The sequence below is a fragment of the Vreelandella azerica genome (genome assembly GCF_013112225.1).
Taxonomy (GTDB): domain Bacteria; phylum Pseudomonadota; class Gammaproteobacteria; order Pseudomonadales; family Halomonadaceae; genus Vreelandella; species Vreelandella azerica.
In genome coordinates this window covers 74,403-93,175 of record NZ_JABFHI010000006.1, presented here as the reverse complement: position 1 = coordinate 93,175, position 18,773 = coordinate 74,403, and the positions used below count along the sequence as shown (strand labels likewise).

Sequence of the window (18,773 nt, the reverse complement as noted above, 5' to 3'; positions counted from 1 at the left end):
CGTTTTTCACAGCTGATCCTTAAGCGTATGCAGCACTTCCCGCGCCCGCTGCGCGGCGGCGCGAACCTGATCCGGTGCGGTACCGCCAATATGGTTACGCGCCGCCACCGAGCCCTCTAGGGTCAGCACCTCAAAGACATCAGCGTTAATGCTGCCAGAAAACTGTTGCAGCTCTTCCAGGCTCATTTCCGACAAGTCTTTTTCCTCTTTGAGGCCATAAGCGACCGACTGCCCAACAATTTCATGGGCATCGCGGAAGGCCACGCCATTGCGCACCAGATAATCGGCCAGATCCGTTGCCGTTGAGAAGCCCTTGCGTGCCGCCTCAAACATGTTGGCCTTTTTGGGCTCAATGGCCGGGATCATGTCAGCAAAGGCTTTAAGGCAGTCGCGCACCGTATCCACCGCATCAAACAGCGGCTCCTTGTCTTCCTGGTTATCCTTGTTGTAGGCCAGCGGCTGAGACTTCATCAGGGTCAACAGGCTGATAAGGTGGCCGTAGACCCGCCCAGTCTTTCCACGCACCAGCTCCGGTACATCCGGATTTTTCTTCTGCGGCATGATGGAAGAACCGGTGCAGAAGCGATCTGGCAGGTCGATAAAATCAAACTGAGCGCTGGTCCATAGCACCAGCTCTTCGCTCATCCGCGACAGGTGCATCAGCAGCAGGCTGGCAACGCTGGTGAACTCAATTGCAAAATCGCGATCCGACACCGCATCCAGGGAATTTTCAGCAGGCCGCGTGAAACCCAACAGCTCAGCGGTCATATGGCGATCAATCGGGTAGGTGGTACCGGCCAGGGCGGCAGCTCCCAGCGGCAACACATTGATGCGTTTGCGACAATCCAGCAGGCGCTCATGATCACGTGCCAGCATTTCCTGCCAGGCCAGCAGGTGATGACCAAAAGTAACCGGCTGCGCAGTTTGCAAATGGGTAAAGCCGGGCATAATGGTGTCGGCTTCGCGATCGGCCAGTTCTACCAGCCCTTCGCGCAGGCGGATCAGTTCGCCTTCAATTACATCAACAGCATCGCGCATGAACAGGCGAATATCCGTCGCCACCTGATCATTGCGTGAACGGCCGGTATGCAGCTTTTTGCCGATAATGCCGATTTTCTGGGTCAGCCGCGCTTCAATGTTCATATGCACATCTTCAAGCGGCACCGACCATTCAAACTCACCGTTATCGATTTCGCTGCGAATCTCAGTCAGCCCCTGAACAATCGCCTCGCGCTCGTCGCCGGTTAATACCCCGATGCGGGCCAGCATGGTGGCATGCGCGATAGACCCTTGAATATCCTGATGGGCCAGGCGTTGATCAAAGATTACCGAAGCGGTGAAGCGCTCAACAAAGGCATCGGTAGGTTCACTGAAGCGACCGCCCCAGGATTGATTGGTGGTTTGACTCATGACAACAGTATCCTGCTTGAACATTGAAATAATCGTTGACGGAAAGTGTACCAGAGTCGCCCTGATCAGCGGCATGTCTGCAAGCGGGATTTTTCCTTGGCTGTCGAGTGCTTTATGATTAGGGCTATTATCGTTTTTATACGCCGTCATGGCGACAAGGGAGAATAACGTGCAATCCATCACCAAGCTGCGTATCGCCACGCGTAAGAGCCAGTTGGCCATGTGGCAGGCTGAGCATGTACGTGACCGCCTGATAGCGTTCCACCCCGGCCTTGAAGTCGAGCTGGTCGCACTCTCCACCAAGGGCGATAAGATAATCGACACGCCACTTTCCAAGATTGGCGGCAAGGGCCTGTTCGTCAAAGAACTCGAAGAAGCCATGCTGGATGGGCGCGCCGATATTGCCGTGCATTCCATGAAAGATGTGCCGATGCATTTCCCCGAAGGCCTGGGGCTGTCGGTGATTCTGGAAGGCGCTGACCCTACCGATGCCTTTGTCTCCAATCACTATCACACCGTCGATGAGCTACCAGAAGGCGCGCGTATCGGCACCGCCAGCCTGCGCCGTGGCCTGCAGCTGCGTGAACGCCGCCCGGATCTTGAAATCCTTAACCTGCGCGGCAACGTTCAGACCCGTCTGGGCAAGCTGGATGACGGTGAGTTTGATGCCATTATCCTCGCCACTTCAGGGCTCAAGCGCCTGGGCCTGGAAGCACGGATTGCCCAGGCATTGCCGCCGGAAATCTGCCTGCCTGCCTGTGGCCAAGGCGCCCTGGGTATCGAATGCCGATTGCACGACCCTGAGTTGATTGCGCTGCTGGCCCCGCTGGATGACCCGGACACCGCTACCCGGGTGCGCGCTGAACGCGCCATGAACACCCGCCTGGAAGGGGTTGCCAGGTGCCTATCGGCGGCCACGCCGTGCTCGACAAAAACGCCGAAACCCTGTGGCTGCGCGGCCTGGTCGGCAACCCGGAAGGTACGGAAGTGCTGCGCGCTGACAGTAAAGGCTCCATGCACGAACCTGAGGCACTCGGCATCAGGGTCGCCGAGGAGTTGTTGGAACAGGGTGCGGGCGATATTCTTGCCGAGGTCTACGGCGCTCAGTGATGGCTCCCGTGCTGATCTTACGCCCCGGCGAACGTGGCAAGCTACTGGCTGGAACTCTGCGGCGGCGGGGGTTCAGCGTGCAGCGCCTGGATACGCTGAGGTTGGAGCCGCTGCCTGAAGAGGCTAAATTACGCTCACTCTGGCTGGACTTTGATCAGTTCTGTAAAGTTATCGTGATCAGCCCGTTTGCGGCCCACTGCCTGGAGCAGGCATTGGATCGTTACTGGCCGCAGCTGCCGGTAGGCATTGATTATTATTGCGTTGGGCGGGGCACCGCTGACATATTGCATCAACAGCTGGGCGTACGGGTACGCGTACCCGAAGCAGATCGTAATGAGGATACCAGTGAAGCCTTACTCGCGTTACCATCATTGCAGCGTGTTGAACAGCAGAAGGTACTAATCGTCGCAGGTGAGGGCGGTCGTGATCTATTGGCTGATACATTACGTGCGCGCGGTGCCCGTGTGACCCGCGCCAGCGTATATCAGCGACGTTACCAGCCGCCGGACCCCAGCGGCATTGCACGGCTTGAATCAGGAAATTTTCAGGCGTTGATTGTTACCAGCGGCGAACAGCTGCAACATCTGGCAAAATGGTGCGATCAGGCAGCCTTGAACCAACCGCTAATCGTTTCCAGTCGCCGTTTAGCTACACTAGCGGCAGAATTGGGGTTTCGTGCCCCAACGGTGGCAACGGGAGCAACTCCGGCTGCACTGACGGCTGCGTTGACTCGCACCTGCAACCCACCGGGTGCCGATGTCGATCAAGGAACTTAACAAGGGCTAGCGACAGATGAGCAAACAAACAAACGATCAGGACGACGCACAGAAGACGTCTGCCGAGGCTTCGCGTAACGACGCAGCATCGTCAACGTCTGCGTCTTCAGCAAAAGCGACTAATCAGCAGCAGCGCCGTGGTAAAGGCAACGCTAACGCTTCTACCAAGGCAGGCGGCCAGCAGGATTCGGGCAAGAGCAGCCAAAGCACTACGCAATCGGCCAATACCGAGCCAACCAAGACGAATGGCGCTGCCAAAGATAGCGCCACCGCCAAGGATAACGCCCCTGCCAGCCCGGCAGCTGCGGCCTCCGGCGCTGGCACCCCACCCACCGCAGCCCCCAGCAAGGCAGTGGCGGCGGCGGCAGAAGCGGCATTTTTGCCATCTTGCTGGTGGTTGTCCTGGCGGTTGCCCTGGCCTTTCTTGCCTGGGAAGGTTGGCAGCGCCTGGAGAACCAGCAGCAACGTCTTGATGAGCTTGCTCAAAAAGCCGATAACAGCGCCACACAGGCAGACCTTGCCGATCTGAATGAGCGTCTGGAAAGTGGCGAAGCCGAGCGTAACCAGGCGCTGGAAAGCACCACCAATGCGATGCAGCAAGCCTTCTCCGAGTATCGTTCTGAGGTCAACAACACGCTTGACCGTGTGCTGGCCCAACTGTCTCAGGATCAGGATGCCGATGAGCGCGAATGGCTGCATGCCGAAGCCGCCTACCTGCTACGCCTGGCCAATCAGCGCCTGCAGCTGGAACGTGACGTGGAAGGCGCTGCTGCTCTGCTGCGCACGGCTGACAGCGTGCTCAACAGCGCGGACAACCCGGCGCTGACACCTGTCCGGCGCGAGATTGCCAGTGAACTGGCCGCCCTGGATGCTGTTCCACGGGTCGATCGCACCGGTATCTACCTGGCGCTCAATGCTCAGCAGGAACGCATTGCCACCCTGCGACTTGCTCAGGAAGTTGAAGAACAGCCCGTATCTTCCAGCATTGAAGAACCGCCCACTGGTACTTTCCAGCGTCAACTGGCACGCTTTGGTGAAGAGCTGAAGGATCTGGTAGTTGTCCGTGGTCATGACGAAGCCATGGAAGTGCTGATCACGCCCGAACAGGAGTCCTACCTGCGTCAGAGCCTGCGCCTGATTCTTGAGCAATCCCAGCTGGCGGTACTCAAGGAAGAGCAGGCGCTGTTTGAAGCCAGCATCGACAAGGCGCTTGACCTGCTCAATCGTTACTACGACACCTCGCGCAGTGAAACCCAGGGCGTCATCTCCCGTCTGGAAGAAATCAAGCAGACCAATGTGACGCCTGAGCTGCCCGACATCAGCCGTTCACAGCAGGCCCTGGCCGAGTTCATCGAGAACCGCTATGAATCGCGCGGAGGTGAGTCATGAGAAAACTCGTTCTCCTCATCATCGCCGGCCTGGCCGTTGGTGCCTTTTTCGGTCACCTGATGATGTCGGTTCCCGGCTATTGGCTGGTACGCGTCGGTGACACCTCGGTGCAAACCTCCTTCTGGTTTGGCCTGGTGCTGCTGCTTGGCGCCTTCATTGCCTTGCACTTTGCGCTGCGCCTGCTGACCGGCATTATTCGCCCGATGGGGCGGTTTCGAAGCTGGAACAGCCGGGCCCGCAATCGTCGTGCCATGAAACGTACCGTACGTGGCCTGGTAGCGTTGACCGATGGGCGGTGGAAAAAGGCTGAAAAAACCCTGGTAGGTGCTGCGAATGACTCAAGCACGCCGCTGGTTAACTACCTGTCCGCCGCGCTTGCTGCCCACTACCAGGGCAACTACGACAAGTCACAGCAACACCTGAATCAGGCTCAGCTCACCACCGATGGCGCCGATACGGCCATTGGCCTGATGCAGGCCCAACTGCTGATTGACCGTCAGCAGCCTGAAGATGCCCTGGCGATTCTGAATCGTCTTGACAGCAAGATGGCCAACCACCCGCAGGTGCTCAAGCTGCTCAAGCAGGTTCACCTCAGCGTCAATGACTGGGACGGTCTGCGTCGCCTGATTCCCCGTCTGGCAGCCCAGAAGCTGATTTCCCAGACGGAGCGCGAGCAACTGGAATATCGCGCCTATCGCGAGATGATTCTCTTTGAGGCCAAGAATCCTGATGATATCGAACGGATTCGCAGCCTGTGGGCGGATATGCCGGATTATCTGCGTGGCAACACCGAGCTGATCGTTCTGTACGCCGAAGCTCTCATACAGGCTGATGAAGATGCCATTGCCGAGCGGCTGCTCAACCATTCGCTGGACCACCACTGGGATGCGCGCCTGGTAACCCGCTATGGCTTGCTGAACGTGGATGCTGATCGTCAGCTGGTCAAGGCTGAAAAATGGCTGCAGGAAAGGCCCAATGACCCTGAACTGCTATTGACCTGTGGTCGCCTGTCGCTGCGTACCGGCAAGTGGGAAAAGGCTCAGGAATACTTTGAGGCCAGCCAGCGCCAGCGCCCCAGCGGTGTGGTATGTGCTGAACTGGCACGCCTGTATGCAAGCCTTGGCGAACATAACAAGAGCCAGCTTTACTACCGCCAGAGCGTAGAAATGCTGGCCAAGTCGCTACCATCCCTGCCACAACCCAAGCAACCGGAAGGAACGACCTCATCCGCTGGCGAGGTTGTGGAAGCCGAGGACAGCGCCAAATCAGCCTGAAAGTAACTTTCTCTGCAAAACTCTGTCGTTTTTATGTTTCGGGTGCCTTTATCGGCACCCGTTTTTTTCATCATGCGATGCTGCACCCAGCCAGCCGCCATTAACCAGCCTGCCACGCTGACAGCAAGATAAACCGCTGCCAACCAGGGTTGCTCCCTTTGCCAGAGTTCCCATACTTCCAGACTGAACAGCGAAAACGTTGTAAAGCCGCCACAAAACCCGGTTACCCAGAAGGCCTGCCAGCGCGCCTGAGAAAACCCGACAATCAGCGCTGACCCCAGCACGTTCACTGCCAGGGTCGACCATGGAAAGCCAGGCCCGAAAAATCCCAAGGCAGTCATTGAAATCCAGTAGCGCAAACCTGCCCCCAGTGCGCTTCCCGCCCCGACGGCAAGATACGTTGTCACCCTGTTGATCATGCCATCACCATCGCAATCGACAGGTGACCACTGGCGACCATAGCCAAGCCCCCACCAAGGCTGGCCACGAGATAGGCCACTGCCACCACAGGACGGTGCTGCCAGAGTGTCAGCACCTGTAGGCTCAGCGTGGACACGGTGGAATAACCACCCAACAGGCCCGCCGCAATCACGGCCCAGCCAAGCGTTCCCGGCTCTTCTCCCGATACTTGCCAGACCGCAAAAGCAGCACCCATCATCAAGGCTGCCGTCAGATTGACGGTTAGGGTGCCCCATGGAAAATAGCCACTTGTATAGCGGCTAACATAGCGGCTAACGCTGTTGCCGACCCATAAGCGCAGCATGCCACCCAGGGCGCCGCCCAGCATGACGCCTATCATTGTTATCATACTCACAGATGATTCTCCGTCTTTATGCATCCTTAATCGGCGTTTAACACACCATGACACTACCTTTGTATCTGGGTTTACCCATGTGGGCCAACCAGGACTGGTGCGGCAGCCTTTATCCTCAGCATGCCAAATCCAACCTGCTCGGCGACTATGCGGCTGTTTTTTCCAGCGTTGAGGGCAACACGACGTTTTATAGCGGAGCACCTTCAGCTGCAACGCTGAACGCCTGGGCGAGCCAGGCACCCAAAGGTTTTCGCTTCTGCTTCAAGTTGCCTGCGGCGGTTACCCACGAACAGCGTCTGGCTGACCCTCAGGCTGCGCTGGATTTTCTGGATGCATTGTCACCGCTGCATCGTCAGCTTGGGCCCACCATGATCCAACTGCCGGGTGATTTTGGCCCCCGGGAGATGCCTCGCCTGGAAGCGTTATTGAACGTCTGGCCACACCATTTACCCTGTGCGGTGGAAGTGCGTCACCCTGAGTTTTTCCACAAAGGGGCTTCCGAGCAAGCGTTGAACCGACTGTTGATAACTTTTTCAGCTAACCGCGTCATGCTTGATGTCCGCCCGGTTTTTTCCACCTCAGCCGAAGGTAGCCCAGGCCTTGCCCATGCCCAGCAGGAAAAACCCAAACTCCCGTTACACGTGCTTTCCACGGCTAATCAGCCGGTCATACGCTTTATTGGCCATCTTGACAAGCAAATAAACTCAGATTATTTCAGCGCCTGGAAAAAACAGCTCTCCCTGTGGATAAGTCAGGGAAAACCCCTTTCTTATTTGTGCATACTGCTGATAACCGCCATGCGCCCGCCATGGCGCGCCTGCTCTATCAACAACTCGCAGCCCACGCCGGGTTAGCCCCTTTAGGTGATTTCCCGGGTGAAAAGCAGGCTGCCCTTTTCTAGCCACCTTTTTCAGATGAGATCACTGGCAAGCCTGCCTTTGATCGGATAAATTGTCCGCCATGCTTGGAAAGTAGTGATTATTCGACGGCTACTGTCGACTTTTTCCGGCCTGCTGTTCAGCATGAGCAATGTTAAGCATCCATGATGCAACACATCTGCCGCTGCTTTAATCCAAGCAACACATCAAAACGAACACAACTATTAAACAGGTGATGTATGGCGAAACATTCACATGCACAGTGGTCATCGCGGATGACCTTTGTGCTGGCGGCCGCAGGTTCTGCGGTGGGTCTTGGCAATATCTGGCGCTTTTCCTACCTGGTAGGTGAAAGCGGTGGAGCTGCCTTTGTACTGGTCTATCTGGCGTGTGTCGCCCTGGTCGGCGTGCCCATTCTGCTCTCCGAGTGGATGATCGGGCGGCGCGGCCAGCAAAACCCTATCGACAGCATGGTGACACTAGCCAAGCAAAGTGGCGTCAGTAAGTCCTGGGCGCTGGTCGGGTTCAGCGGCGTGCTGGCGGGCTTTCTGATCCTGTCCTTCTACAGCGTGATTGGCGGCTGGTCGCTGAACTACACTCTGAATGCGGTAACCGGAACCTTCACGGGTCAGGATGCTGACAGCATCGGCGCCCATTTTCAGTGGCATGCTGGCCAGCCCAGGCACGCTGCTGCTGTGGCATACCGCCTTCATGCTGCTGGTAGTGGGCATTGTCGCCCGTGGTGTTACCCAGGGTATCGAAAGCGCTGTGCGCTCCATGATGCCGGCACTGGTGATTTTGATGCTGATTCTGGTGGGTTATGGCATGACCACCGGCCACTTCGGTGAAGCTCTAAGCTTTATGTTCAGCCCGGATTGGGCCGCGCTGGATGGCGGCGTCGTACTGGCGGCCATGGGGCAGGCGTTTTTCACCCTGTCGCTGGGCATGGGCATCATGATGGCCTACGGCTCCTATCTGGGTGAAGACGTTAACCTGTTGAGCACAGCACGCACGGTGATCATTATTGATACGTCGATTGCCCTGCTGGCGGGCCTGGCCATCTTCCCGATCGTGTTTGCTAACGGCATGAGCGCTGGTGAAGGCCCCGGGCTGATCTTTGTCACCCTGCCGATTGCCTTTGGCAATATGACCGGCGGCGTTGTGCTGGGGCTGATGTTCTTCCTGCTATTGACCTTTGCAGCCCTGACCTCAGCGATTTCACTGCTGGAACCCACCGTTGAAATGCTTGAAGAACGCACTCGGCTGCCGCGTTTGACGGCCACCATCATCAGTGGTCTTGCCGTCTGGTTACTGGGGGTTGCGGCGCTGCTGTCGTTTAACCTGTGGTCCGAGGTGCTCTTCATGGGATTGAATATCTTTGACCTGCTCGACACCTTTACTGCCAAGATACTCTTGCCGTTAACCGGCCTGGGTGCCATTGTCTTTGTCGCCTGGTGCCTCAAGCGCCAAAGCGTGGAAGAAGAGCTGGGTCTGTCGTCAACAGGCCTCAAGGTGTGGAATGTTATCGGTCGCTATGTTGCGCCGATTGGAGTGGTTGCCGTCTTCATAGCTGGCTTTATCTAAAGCCAGAAAGCGTGAAAACGTCTCGGCGCCCTGTCATGGTTCACCTATGGCAGGGCGTTTTTCATACGTACGGGCCACCAGCGGAAACGGGCAGATGGCCTTGGAAAAGACGGAAAATTAATGCAGCTCAGGTTCAGGCAAGTCCGCAATCTCCTGGGTAAGCTTCTGAAACTCGCGGTGCAGTTCGATACCACGTCGAGCGCGCAGGCTGCGTTGGGCAGAAACACGCTGACGTTCAGCATGCTCATTGACCTGCATGCTCATGAAGATATCGAGCAGCTCGCTTTTGACTGAGGTGACTCGTTCGATGTTACGCATAATCGACGTTCCTCCAGGTGAATATGCCTTCGTCCACCTGCACCTGCCACGCCTTTTCAATCCATGACGCCTACAGCATGATGCAGTGCGGCACTTCAATTATTACTATACCCTAGTTGACAAAATGATGAACCTTTAGGAAAAAAACGCCTAACGCTTGTTTAGACAGCAACATTCTAACGAATACATTAGCAGATGTTAACACTGCCATTTTTGTAAAAGAATCAGGCATACTAGGCTTGGTGACACCCTTATGGTTCTTATACTCCAAAGATGAAACTGACAGGGTCGAAGACAAAATTGTTAATCATGAAAGGAGCTGAATGTGAGCCGCGCCCTGTTCGATGAAATGAGACGCCGTATGGAGCACTTCCGTCGCTCCGAACAGAAAGTGGCGCGCTTTGTGCTACGCAATCCTGACGAAGTCATCCACATGCGCATTGTTGATCTGGCCACTGAAGCCAAGGTCAGCGAGCCGACGGTCGTGCGCTTTTGCCGGGCCTTGGGCTGCAACGGCTTCCAGGATTTCAAGCTGCAGCTGGCCCAGATGCTGGCTACCGGCAGTCAGTTTGCCCAGTTTTCGATGAATGATAGCGATTCGGTGGCAGAGTTTTCCTACAGCATTTTTGATTCAACGGTGGGCACCCTGCTGTCAGTTCGTGACCGTCTGGATAATGATTCGCTAGGGCGTGCGGTGAATGCGCTGGCCATGGCGAACCGGGTTGAGTTCTACGGTTTTGGAGCTTCCGGGGCAGTCGCCTTTGATGCCCAGCACAAGTTCTTTCGTCTGCAGATCTCCACCTCCGCCTACGCCGATCCCCATATGCAAAACATGTCGGCCGTCACGCTCAACGAAGGCGATGTGGTGGTGGCGATCTCCCAGACGGGGCGTACCAAGGCGCTGGTGGCCAGCGTGCGCCTAGCCCGCGAGGCCGGGGCTACGGTGATCGGCCTGTGCCCAAGCGATTCCCCCTTTCTCAGGAAGTCACCCTGCCGCTGTATATCGATGTGCATGAAGACACTGAAATCTACACGCCGATGAGTTCACGTATTGCCCATCTGGTGCTGATTGATGTGCTGGCGGTCGGGGTTGCCAAGACCCGAGGCCCCAAGCTTGCCGAACAGCTTAAGGCAGTTAAAAGAGCCTGAACCCGTTGCGCTTTCCGGAAGACAACTGATCCTGTGGTAGAATCTTCGTTCATTTTTCGACCTGTGCAATGGCTTCTATGGATGACGTGACGGCGATTCTCGATCAGCTTAATGCCGATCAACGCGAGGCAGTCAGCGCCCCGCAAGGTAATTCACTGGTACTGGCGGGCGCTGGCTCCGGCAAGACCCGAGTGCTGGTGCATCGCATCGCCTGGCTGATGCAGGCAGAAGGCCTTTCGCCCTATGCGCTGCTGGCGGTCACCTTCACCAACAAGGCCGCCCGTGAAATGCGTACCCGCCTGGAGGCGCTGCTGGGCATTTCCCTACGCCACGTCTGGGTGGGCACCTTTCACTCCATCGCCCATCGCCTGCTGCGCACCCACTGGCAGGATGCGCGCCTGCCCCAACACTTCCAGATCATTGATTCCGACGACCAACTGCGCTTGGTTAAACGTCTGCTGAAAGATTACTCGATTGACGACGAACGTTTTCCGCCTCGCCAGGTGCAGGGCTTTATTTCAGGCTGCAAGGAAGAGGGGTTGCGCGCCTATCAAGTCGATGTGGCAGGTGATGCCTACATGGGCCAGATGGTCGAACTCTACGAGCGCTACCAGCTGACCTGTGAACGCGGTGGCCTGGTCGATTTTGGCGAACTGCTGCTCAGAAGCCTGGAGCTTCTGCGCGATAACCCCGCCCTGCTGGCCCATTACCGCGAGCGTTTCGGCCATGTGCTGGTCGATGAGTTCCAGGATACCAACACCCTGCAGTATGCCTGGCTCAAGCTGATTACCGGCATGCAGGTCCCGATGACCATCGTTGGCGATGATGACCAGTCAATCTACGGCTGGCGCGGCGCCAAGGTCGAAAATATCCGCCGTTTCGAGCAGGAATTCCCCCAGGTTAAAACCGTACGCCTGGAGCAGAACTACCGCTCAACCAGCGCTATTCTGGAAGCCGCCAACTTCCTGATCAGCCATAACAGCGACCGCCTGGGCAAGAACCTGTGGACAGAAGGCGCTGAAGGCGAGCCAATTTCAATTTACGCGGGCTTCAACGATCTGGAAGAAGCGCGTTTTATTGTTGATACCCTCAAGGAGCAGGTCGATAAGGGCATCAAGCGCAGTGATGTGGCGATTCTTTATCGCTCCAATGCCCAGTCACGCTTGCTGGAAGAAACTCTGATCCGTCAGGGCGTGCCCTATCGCATCTACGGGGGCCACCGCTTCTACGAGCGGCTGGAAATCAAGAATGCGTTAGCTTACCTGCGCCTGCTGCTGAACCGCGATGACGATGCCTCTCTGGAGCGGGTCATCAACGTGCCCACCCGAGGTATTGGTACTCGCACGGTAGAAATTATTCGCCAACGCGCCCGGGAACAGGGCATCTCGCTGTGGCAGGCGCTTCACGATAGTCTGCAGGACGCCACTCTCAGGGGCCGTGCTGGTAACGCCGTACAAGCCTTTACTAACCTGATCGAACAGCTCGACAACGATGCCTCAGGACTGGTTCTGCATGAAATCATGGATCACGTGATTGCCCATACCGGCCTGATCGAGCATCACAAGAGCGAGCGCGGTGAAAAGGGCCAGGCGCGGGTGGAAAACCTCGAAGAGCTGGTCACCGCTGCACGGGCCTTCACCCATGGCGATGCCTTTGAAACCCCCGAAGCTGGTGAAGGCATGGCCGCACTGGAAGCGTTTCTGTCCGAAGCGGCGCTGAATGCCGGTGACCACGAAGCGGAAGAGTTTGAAGACAGCGTCCAGCTGATGACCTTGCATTCCGCCAAGGGGCTGGAGTTTCCGGTGGTATTCATTGCCGGAGTGGAAGAAGGCCTCTTCCCCCACAAGATGTCGCTGGAAGAGCCTGGACGGCTGGAAGAAGAGCGCAGGCTTTGCTATGTCGGGGTCACCCGCGCCATGCACAAGCTCTACCTGACCCATGCCGAAACCCGCCGCCTGCACGGCAAGGAAGTCTTCCCGCGGCCATCGCGATTTCTCCGCGAGCTGCCACCCCACCTGCTGGAAGAGGTACGCATGCGCGGCCAGGTATCGCGCCCGGTGACCGCTACGCGTAGCTCTCTCAGCCAACAAAGCATTGAAAGCAGTGGCGATATCCCTAGCCTGCACGTTGGGCAAGGGGTTGAGCACCCGGTGTTTGGCGAAGGCATTATCCTCAATGCCGAAGGCGAAGGCCCCCGCGCCCGGGTGCAGGTCAGCTTTGAAGGCGAAGGGGTGAAATGGCTGGTACTCGGATTTGCCAAGCTGACACCGCTATAAAGCCTTATCGATATCCATGCGTAAAAACGGGGCCTGCATAGCAGGCCCCGTTGTCTGATTCAGATTACTTGGCGGTAATACGTTAAACGTTTACACCAAAAGAGCTGGCCAGCGGATGCAGACCGCCGCCAAAACCTTGGCCAATCGCCTTGAATTTCCACTCATCACCGTGGCGATAGACTTCGCCAAAGATCATCGCGGTTTCTACGCTATAGTCTTCGCTAAGGTCATAGCGGGCCAGCTCCTTGCCGTCCTCGCCGTTGACAACGCGCATAAACGCATTGGACACCATGCCAAAGTTCTGCTTGCGGCTTTCGGCTTCATGGATAGTCACCGCAAAAGCCAGCTTCTTGACATCAGCGGGAACGCTTGAAAGATCAATTTTGACCTGTTCATCATCGCCGTCACCTTCGCCGGTCCGGTTATCGCCCTGATGCTCGACCGAGCCATCGCCACCGACCTTGTTGTTGTAGAACACAAAGTCCGTGTCGCTACGCACCTTGCCGTCCTCGCCACACAAAAAGACTGAGGCGTCCAGGTCGAACTCCTGACCGTCGGTGACCCGCGGATCCCAGCCCAGGCCAACGACCACGTGCTTAAGCCCAGGGGCTTCCTTGCTAAGGGATACGTTACCGCCTTTGGAAAGAGAAACTGCCATATCTGGCTCCTTTGTTCATATTGGATCGTTCACGTTGAATCGTAAACGCCTGGCTGCTTCAGCCGCCAAGCGTTGGGTTACGCTGTGGCATTAACACCATAACGCTGGCACATGGCCAGCAAGCCGCCTGCATAGCCTTGGCCAACGGCGCGGAATTTCCACTCGCCGTTGTGTCGATAGACCTCGCCGAACTCCAGGGCGGTTTCAGTAGAGTAATCCTCGCTCAGATCGTAGCGCACCACCTCATTACCGGTATCGTTATTGACGACCCGTATAAAGGCGTTCTGCACCATGCCAAAATTCTGCTTACGGTTGTCTGCTTCATGGATGGTCACCGTCACCACCAGACGCTGGATATCGGCGGGCACCCCATCAAGATTGACTTCAATAGCCTCGTCGTCGCCTTCGCCTTCGCCGGTGCGGTTATCCCCCGTATGCACGACGGAACCATCGGCCGACTTAAGCTGGCCATAGAAGATGAAATCTGCGTCGCTGCGCACTTTGCCTTCGCTGTTGATCATAAAGACCGAAGCGTCCAGATCGAAATCATTGCCAGAAGTGGCACGCTCGTCCCAGCCAAGCCCGATCAGGATATTCTTGAGCCCTGGGTCGGTCTTTGACAGCGAGATGTTGCCACCCTTGGAAAGCGATAGTGCCATATGCGTGTCTCCTTTCGTTTGCTGTGACGTTTGCGTGCGAACTATTCAGATGCCGCCCCTAACAATGACCCATGGATTAGGGAGTAACAACCACAAGACTGTCTGCCACCGTGTATTGCGCCACGATAAAGGCAACATAGCACACCGCCATAACCGCGCCTGCGACGCGCCCGATTTTGCCCACAAAGAGCAGAAAGGCGGCGAAGACCAGGGTCACTGCAACGACGGCGACCAGATCCAGAGACGCAAAGCGTGGATCAATCAACAGTGGCCGTGCGATGGCAGAAATGGCCATGACCGAAAAGATATTGAATATATTACTGCCGATGATGCCACCGACAATCATATCGTTCTGGCCTTTGCGCGCCGCCGCAACACAGGCGGTCAATTCAGGCAGCGAAGTGCCGAAGGCAATCATTGTCATGCCAATAACCGCTTCAGGAACATTAAGGGCCAGCCCACCTGCCACCGCCCCCTGAACCAGAACCTCAGAGCCCACCAGCAGAGTCAGGATACCCACCAGCAGCATCAGCCCCGGAAAGCGACCGCCGGCGTCATGTTCCTCAACTTCATCCACATCGAGCTTACTGGCCTTGTACTGGTAGAACACGTAACCCACCAGCGCTGCCAGCATCACCAGGCCACCCCAGAGAGGCAGGATGCCGGCGAGTATCGCGGCCACCATACCGGCAGTTGCCACCAGCATCACAATCGTATCCAGCCTTACATCGGAACGACTGAAGACGACCGGTGCAATCATCGCCGCCACGGCAATCACCATAAAGACGTTGGCAATGTTAGAGCCGATGACATTACCTACCGAGATGCCGGGAAACCCCGACAGGTTGGCGTTAATCGAGGTAAAAAGCTCCGGCGCCGAAGTGCCAAAGGCTACCACAGTAGCAGCAATAAACAGCTTGGATAGCCCCAGGCGCCCTGCCACTGTTACTGCATTATCAACCGTCCAGTCCCCTCCCTTGATTAGCAGCCAGACGCCAAATGCTATAGCGCCAAGTGCAATGAGGGAAAGCTGGTAGGTACTGAGTTCGTGCATGTTGATTCCTGAAAAAATGCAGCAATAAGAAGAGAGTCAGTCAGGGTAAACAAAGCGCTTAAAGATCGAACTCTTCAGGTTTGAGGCCAAGCTCCTGGGCAATTTCGCGTACGACGGCCTTCTCGTCATCATCAAAATCACCGTCGGCGGCACCAATGGCACACACGACGCGAACCACCATTCTGGCCTGATCGTCCTTGTCACGAACCTTAGCAATGGTTTTCAGGGCGTTAGCTTTGCCAATCGCTTGATCAAACTCGAAATCGCCGACGGTTTTGTTGAAGACTTCGATCACCTGACGGATATCGAAATGCTTCATTTCATCAGAGCGCTCAAGAAAAGCGGTCATCTTCTGCTTCTCGGAAGCATCTACCGTACCGTCAGCGGTGGCGACCAGGGCACAGCCTGCGACCACGGCTTCCATAAAGGAGCGGTTTTTAAATTTCGCAACCTCAGCGGTGAGATTTTCGCGCGCCTTGGTGATGTTTTCTTTCAACCAGTTCATAGCCATCTTGTTTCTCCTTTCAAGTGATGCGTTATATAGCCTCAGAGCCTGTGATCAGACAACGGATACAGCATCCTGGGCAAGATCATTGACGGTGCGTCCTGACCCAGGCTTGCCGTGAGCCGTCATCGTCCAGCCCTCAGCGGTTCTGGACATGGAAGCCATGATAACGCCGGTATGGCCCCCTGATCGGTCAGGGTGTAACGGCATAGTTCTTCATTTTTCGCTTCATCGACGAGGCGGCAAAAGGCGTTTTCAACCTCATTGAACGTCTGGCCACGGAAGCTGTTGACGGTAAAAACAAGGTGCATGACGTTCGAGGGCAGATCGGTCAGGTTGACATAGATAACTTCATCGTCGCCTTCACCTGCACCTGTCAGGTTATCGCCGCCATGACGAATCGCGCCATCCTTGGATACCAGTTGACCAAAGCTGACGGTATCGACAGGCTTCTTGGCCGAATCCAGCAGAATCACGCTGGCATCCAGGTCAATGTCACCCCCGCCACCGCCGCCGAACAGGGAGGACAGAAAGCCGCCGCTTTTTTCTGAACCGGATCCCACCCCAAGCCCATAAAGACCTTACTCAAGCCTGAATCGTTGTTCTTGGCCAGGGAAATGGTCTGGCCCTTGCTGAGTGAAATTGCCATGCTGATGGCGCTCCTGATGATGGTTCAATGGATTCAATGACAAGGTGATGCGCATTGAATTTATAATCACTTAGTACTGATAGTGGGGGTAGAGTTCCGCTTTTTAAAGCCACTTTCGCGACTCATTGGACGCCTATCGGTTGAGTGTGTGGTTCAAAGAGACAATGGCTTGACTCAGTGACTCAACTAATGGGCGTGTGGGAGGCCGCCGCTAACGGGTGATATTGCCCGGACGGTGCTGCTTCAGTTGCATGGACGCCGGTAGTTGTATCAACCTCACCAATAACTCCGAACACTTTCTGGCGCGCCAGTGTGCGTCTTGCCCAAGCGCGATGGGTCGCAGGTTCACACATCATTCCGCCCACCTTGAAGACTGCCTGTGCCTCACTATCCAAAGCGGCCCGGGCATGTTCAACGTCTGCTCTCAACACTTGAAAGGCGCGGTTGATAACCGGCGTTTGGGCCGGATGAATCACGGTTTTCGAGATAAAGCCGGCCGCCACGTCGCGAAGCGTTTCGCGTCGCAATGTTTCAAGGTCATCAATCACATCATAGACCGGAGCCGCCACCGGGTAGCCCGCTGCAATCAGAATACTGCTGGCCATGGAGAGAACCCAGCCAAGCGGGCCTTCCCAGGAGGTGATTCCCCGCTCACGCCGCAGGGCCAGGGTTGAGAGCAGATCATTGCCGCCCAAGCGGATGGCCGCGAGACGAGAGGCATCCTCCGGGTGATCATCCAGGATGTCACGCAAGGCGCATATCTTGCCGGGATCAAAGAAGCAGGCGCTTTCAAGCGTGGGCATGACGGCAAGCCCGGCGTCTCGCGTCAGCGCGAGCCAATCAGGCAACGTTTCTGGAACAACCTTGGGCGCAACCAGCCCCTCAATCGCCGTTCCCGCTGTCCGAGCGCTCAGCGCATACGCCATTTCCCTGTTTCGAGGGCGCAAGAAGGTACGCACCGGCAGGCGCTGGGGCAGGTCACTCATTAGCTGATCAAGGCAGCGGAGGCCATCGTCAACATCCTGGGCGGCCAGCGCATCCTCAAGGCACAGAACAATTGATGCGGCAGGCGGTGGCAGGCGACCGTGGAGAATATCAGCAACCCGAGGATGTAAAACCGGCATGTAAAGGGTGGCCCCCAGCGAGTAAGCGTCAAAACGGTGCATGTCAGGACACCTTCTCGATCAGGGTAATCGCCCGGAAGGGACCGGTAAGGTCAGGATTCACTTCTGTTTCAATGCCATCCTGCTGGCACAGGTGAACCAGCGCCGCCAGATCCGGGTCATCGGCGTCGCGCAGGTAAACCTTACGCGGCCGGCGGCGCAAGACCGCCCGCGTGGCTTCAGCGATACCCGGCTTGATGCGGTTGAGGTTATCAACGTCGTGACGCGCGGCAATGGCCTGCACACACGCAGCCGCTTGCTTCTGATGACGCCCGCGCAGCGCCGAGTCGCGCTCAGCGGGGGTTGCCTGGGTCAGCGCAGCGTCAAATACCGCCATGACCCTATCCACAAACCCACGCGAATAGTCGATATCGGCAAGGTGATCTACCGTCATGGCAGCGTGAAAATCGCCTGGGGCGACTAGATCAGGGCGCAGGATTGAACGGCTAATCAGGCCGGACACATTAGCCCCCAGGATGCCACTAGGAATCAGCCAGTCGTCGTGGGAACCTGACAGCCAGGCGTGGCCCGAAGGGTCCGCCAGCACCACAAGACGCGGCGGTTGGCCAGAGAGCGCCCGCCAGGCGCGGGTCAGCTCGCCAGAAATCGCGCCCTTGCCGGTCCAGCCATCCACAAACAGGATATCGGCATCGGGGCGCTCGGCGCGTACGTGGCCCATCGCCGCTGCATCCAGCCCACGGTCACGGATGATCGAGACGGCATAATGCACAACATCAACGCCCAAATGAGCCAGGGCGCGTCTTAGTAGCACCCCATAGGGGATGCCCGCGCGCACCAAGGAACACAACGACAGCGCTGGGGATAACTCACTGTCGGCAATATCCTGGCGGATGCGCAGGGCAATTCGGGCAATATCGGCGGCAATCCGCTCCAGATGGCGTTCCAGCGCCTGTTCGTAGATCGCCAGGTAACGGGCGTCCGGGCGGCGCTCTTCAGAGATCATTTCAGAATAGTGTGCTTGCCCGGCCTGGATCAGGCGCTCCTTTTCGGCAATATCCGTCGGCGCTATGCGGATCGGGGTAAGCAATAAGGTAACATCTTCAGGCGCATAGCTGTGCTGAAGAGGCTTGCGGGATTCGGGCATGC

The 18,773-nt window shown here is 56.8% G+C and carries 15 protein-coding genes and 6 pseudogenes; 9 read left to right on the top strand and 12 right to left on the bottom strand.

Features of this window, described 5'->3' with window-relative positions:
• Positions 1-6 precede the first annotated feature (6 nt).
• The gene (argH, locus tag HLB35_RS13865; RefSeq protein WP_171703032.1) at positions 7-1,410 is read right to left on the bottom strand and encodes an argininosuccinate lyase; all 1,404 of its coding nucleotides are present in this window, start codon (positions 1,408-1,410) and stop codon (positions 7-9) included.
• 169 nt (positions 1,411-1,579) lie between these two features.
• Between argH and hemC the strand changes: the two are divergent.
• The 5 genes and pseudogenes from hemC (at position 1,580) to HLB35_RS13845 (ending at position 5,959) form a co-directional block, all read left to right on the top strand.
• Positions 1,580-2,520: pseudogene (gene hemC / locus HLB35_RS13860) on the top strand (hydroxymethylbilane synthase).
• Positions 2,517-3,296: a uroporphyrinogen-III synthase gene (locus HLB35_RS13855; protein ID WP_171703031.1), complete on the top strand. Its 780-nt coding sequence runs from the start codon at positions 2,517-2,519 to the stop codon at positions 3,294-3,296. The pseudogene hemC and the gene HLB35_RS13855 overlap by 4 nt, the downstream one beginning before the upstream one ends.
• Before the next feature lie 16 nt (positions 3,297-3,312).
• The gene (locus tag HLB35_RS17495; RefSeq protein ID WP_235937225.1) at positions 3,313-3,825 is read left to right on the top strand and encodes a hypothetical protein; all 513 of its coding nucleotides are present in this window, start codon (positions 3,313-3,315) and stop codon (positions 3,823-3,825) included.
• 62 nt (positions 3,826-3,887) lie between these two features.
• Positions 3,888-4,685, top strand: coding sequence for a uroporphyrinogen-III C-methyltransferase (locus tag HLB35_RS13850; RefSeq protein ID WP_235937233.1), 798 nt, complete (start codon positions 3,888-3,890; stop codon positions 4,683-4,685).
• Positions 4,682-5,959, top strand: coding sequence for a heme biosynthesis HemY N-terminal domain-containing protein (locus tag HLB35_RS13845; protein WP_171703030.1), 1,278 nt, complete (start codon positions 4,682-4,684; stop codon positions 5,957-5,959). The genes HLB35_RS13850 and HLB35_RS13845 overlap by 4 nt, the downstream gene beginning before the upstream one ends.
• Positions 5,960-6,063: 104 nt before the next feature.
• On the opposite strand, the pseudogene HLB35_RS13840 reads toward HLB35_RS13845, so the two are convergent.
• Positions 6,064-6,378, bottom strand: a pseudogene (locus HLB35_RS13840) (fluoride efflux transporter FluC); the annotation flags it as partial.
• A complete protein-coding gene (locus HLB35_RS13835) occupies positions 6,375-6,767 on the bottom strand; it encodes a fluoride efflux transporter FluC (RefSeq protein ID WP_235937232.1) in 393 nt (130 codons plus the stop codon). The pseudogene HLB35_RS13840 and the gene HLB35_RS13835, both read right to left, overlap by 4 nt.
• A 53-nt stretch (positions 6,768-6,820) precedes the next feature.
• On the opposite strand from HLB35_RS13835, the pseudogene HLB35_RS13830 reads away from it, so the two are divergent.
• Both HLB35_RS13830 and HLB35_RS13825 read left to right on the top strand, forming a co-directional pair.
• Positions 6,821-7,674 (top strand): annotated as a pseudogene (locus tag HLB35_RS13830) (DUF72 domain-containing protein).
• 216 nt (positions 7,675-7,890) lie between these two features.
• Positions 7,891-9,235 (top strand): annotated as a pseudogene (locus tag HLB35_RS13825) (sodium-dependent transporter).
• A 117-nt stretch (positions 9,236-9,352) separates the two neighbouring features.
• Here the strand turns inward: HLB35_RS13825 and HLB35_RS13820 are convergent.
• Positions 9,353-9,553, bottom strand: a complete 201-nt coding sequence (locus HLB35_RS13820) for a PA3496 family putative envelope integrity protein (RefSeq protein ID WP_171703028.1) — start codon at positions 9,551-9,553, stop codon at positions 9,353-9,355.
• A 325-nt stretch (positions 9,554-9,878) separates the two neighbouring features.
• On the opposite strand from HLB35_RS13820, the pseudogene hexR reads away from it, so the two are divergent.
• A pseudogene (gene hexR, locus HLB35_RS13815) lies at positions 9,879-10,731 on the top strand (transcriptional regulator HexR).
• Positions 10,732-10,779: 48 nt separating this feature from the next.
• Entirely contained in the window at positions 10,780-12,978 is a 2,199-nt protein-coding gene (gene uvrD, locus HLB35_RS13810; RefSeq protein ID WP_171703027.1) for a DNA helicase II, read from the top strand.
• A gap of 82 nt (positions 12,979-13,060) precedes the next feature.
• Here the strand turns inward: uvrD and HLB35_RS13805 are convergent, their stop codons facing one another.
• The 8 genes and pseudogenes from HLB35_RS13805 to HLB35_RS13775 all read right to left on the bottom strand — a co-directional run bounded on the left by HLB35_RS13805 (position 13,061) and on the right by HLB35_RS13775 (position 18,771).
• On the bottom strand, positions 13,061-13,636 hold the full coding sequence (locus HLB35_RS13805) for a TerD family protein (RefSeq protein WP_171703026.1): 576 nt from the start codon (positions 13,634-13,636) through the stop codon (positions 13,061-13,063).
• Between the two features lie 77 nt (positions 13,637-13,713).
• On the bottom strand, positions 13,714-14,295 hold the full coding sequence (locus HLB35_RS13800; RefSeq protein WP_171703025.1) for a TerD family protein: 582 nt from the start codon (positions 14,293-14,295) through the stop codon (positions 13,714-13,716).
• Positions 14,296-14,371: 76 nt separating this feature from the next.
• On the bottom strand, positions 14,372-15,349 hold the full coding sequence (locus HLB35_RS13795) for a calcium/sodium antiporter (RefSeq protein WP_171703024.1): 978 nt from the start codon (positions 15,347-15,349) through the stop codon (positions 14,372-14,374).
• A gap of 58 nt (positions 15,350-15,407) precedes the next feature.
• A complete protein-coding gene (locus HLB35_RS13790; RefSeq protein WP_216601559.1) occupies positions 15,408-15,860 on the bottom strand; it encodes a tellurite resistance TerB family protein in 453 nt (150 codons plus the stop codon).
• A 119-nt stretch (positions 15,861-15,979) separates the two neighbouring features.
• On the bottom strand, positions 15,980-16,417 hold the full coding sequence (locus HLB35_RS16610; RefSeq protein ID WP_328731991.1) for a TerD family protein: 438 nt from the start codon (positions 16,415-16,417) through the stop codon (positions 15,980-15,982).
• A 29-nt stretch (positions 16,418-16,446) separates the two neighbouring features.
• Positions 16,447-16,503: pseudogene (locus tag HLB35_RS18565) on the bottom strand (hypothetical protein); the annotation flags it as partial.
• A 182-nt stretch (positions 16,504-16,685) separates the two neighbouring features.
• Positions 16,686-17,669, bottom strand: a complete 984-nt coding sequence (locus tag HLB35_RS13780; protein ID WP_171703023.1) for an HpcH/HpaI aldolase/citrate lyase family protein — start codon at positions 17,667-17,669, stop codon at positions 16,686-16,688.
• Between the two features lies 1 nt (position 17,670).
• Positions 17,671-18,771, bottom strand: a complete 1,101-nt coding sequence (locus HLB35_RS13775; RefSeq protein WP_171703022.1) for a cysteine protease StiP domain-containing protein — start codon at positions 18,769-18,771, stop codon at positions 17,671-17,673.
• Positions 18,772-18,773 lie beyond the last annotated feature (2 nt).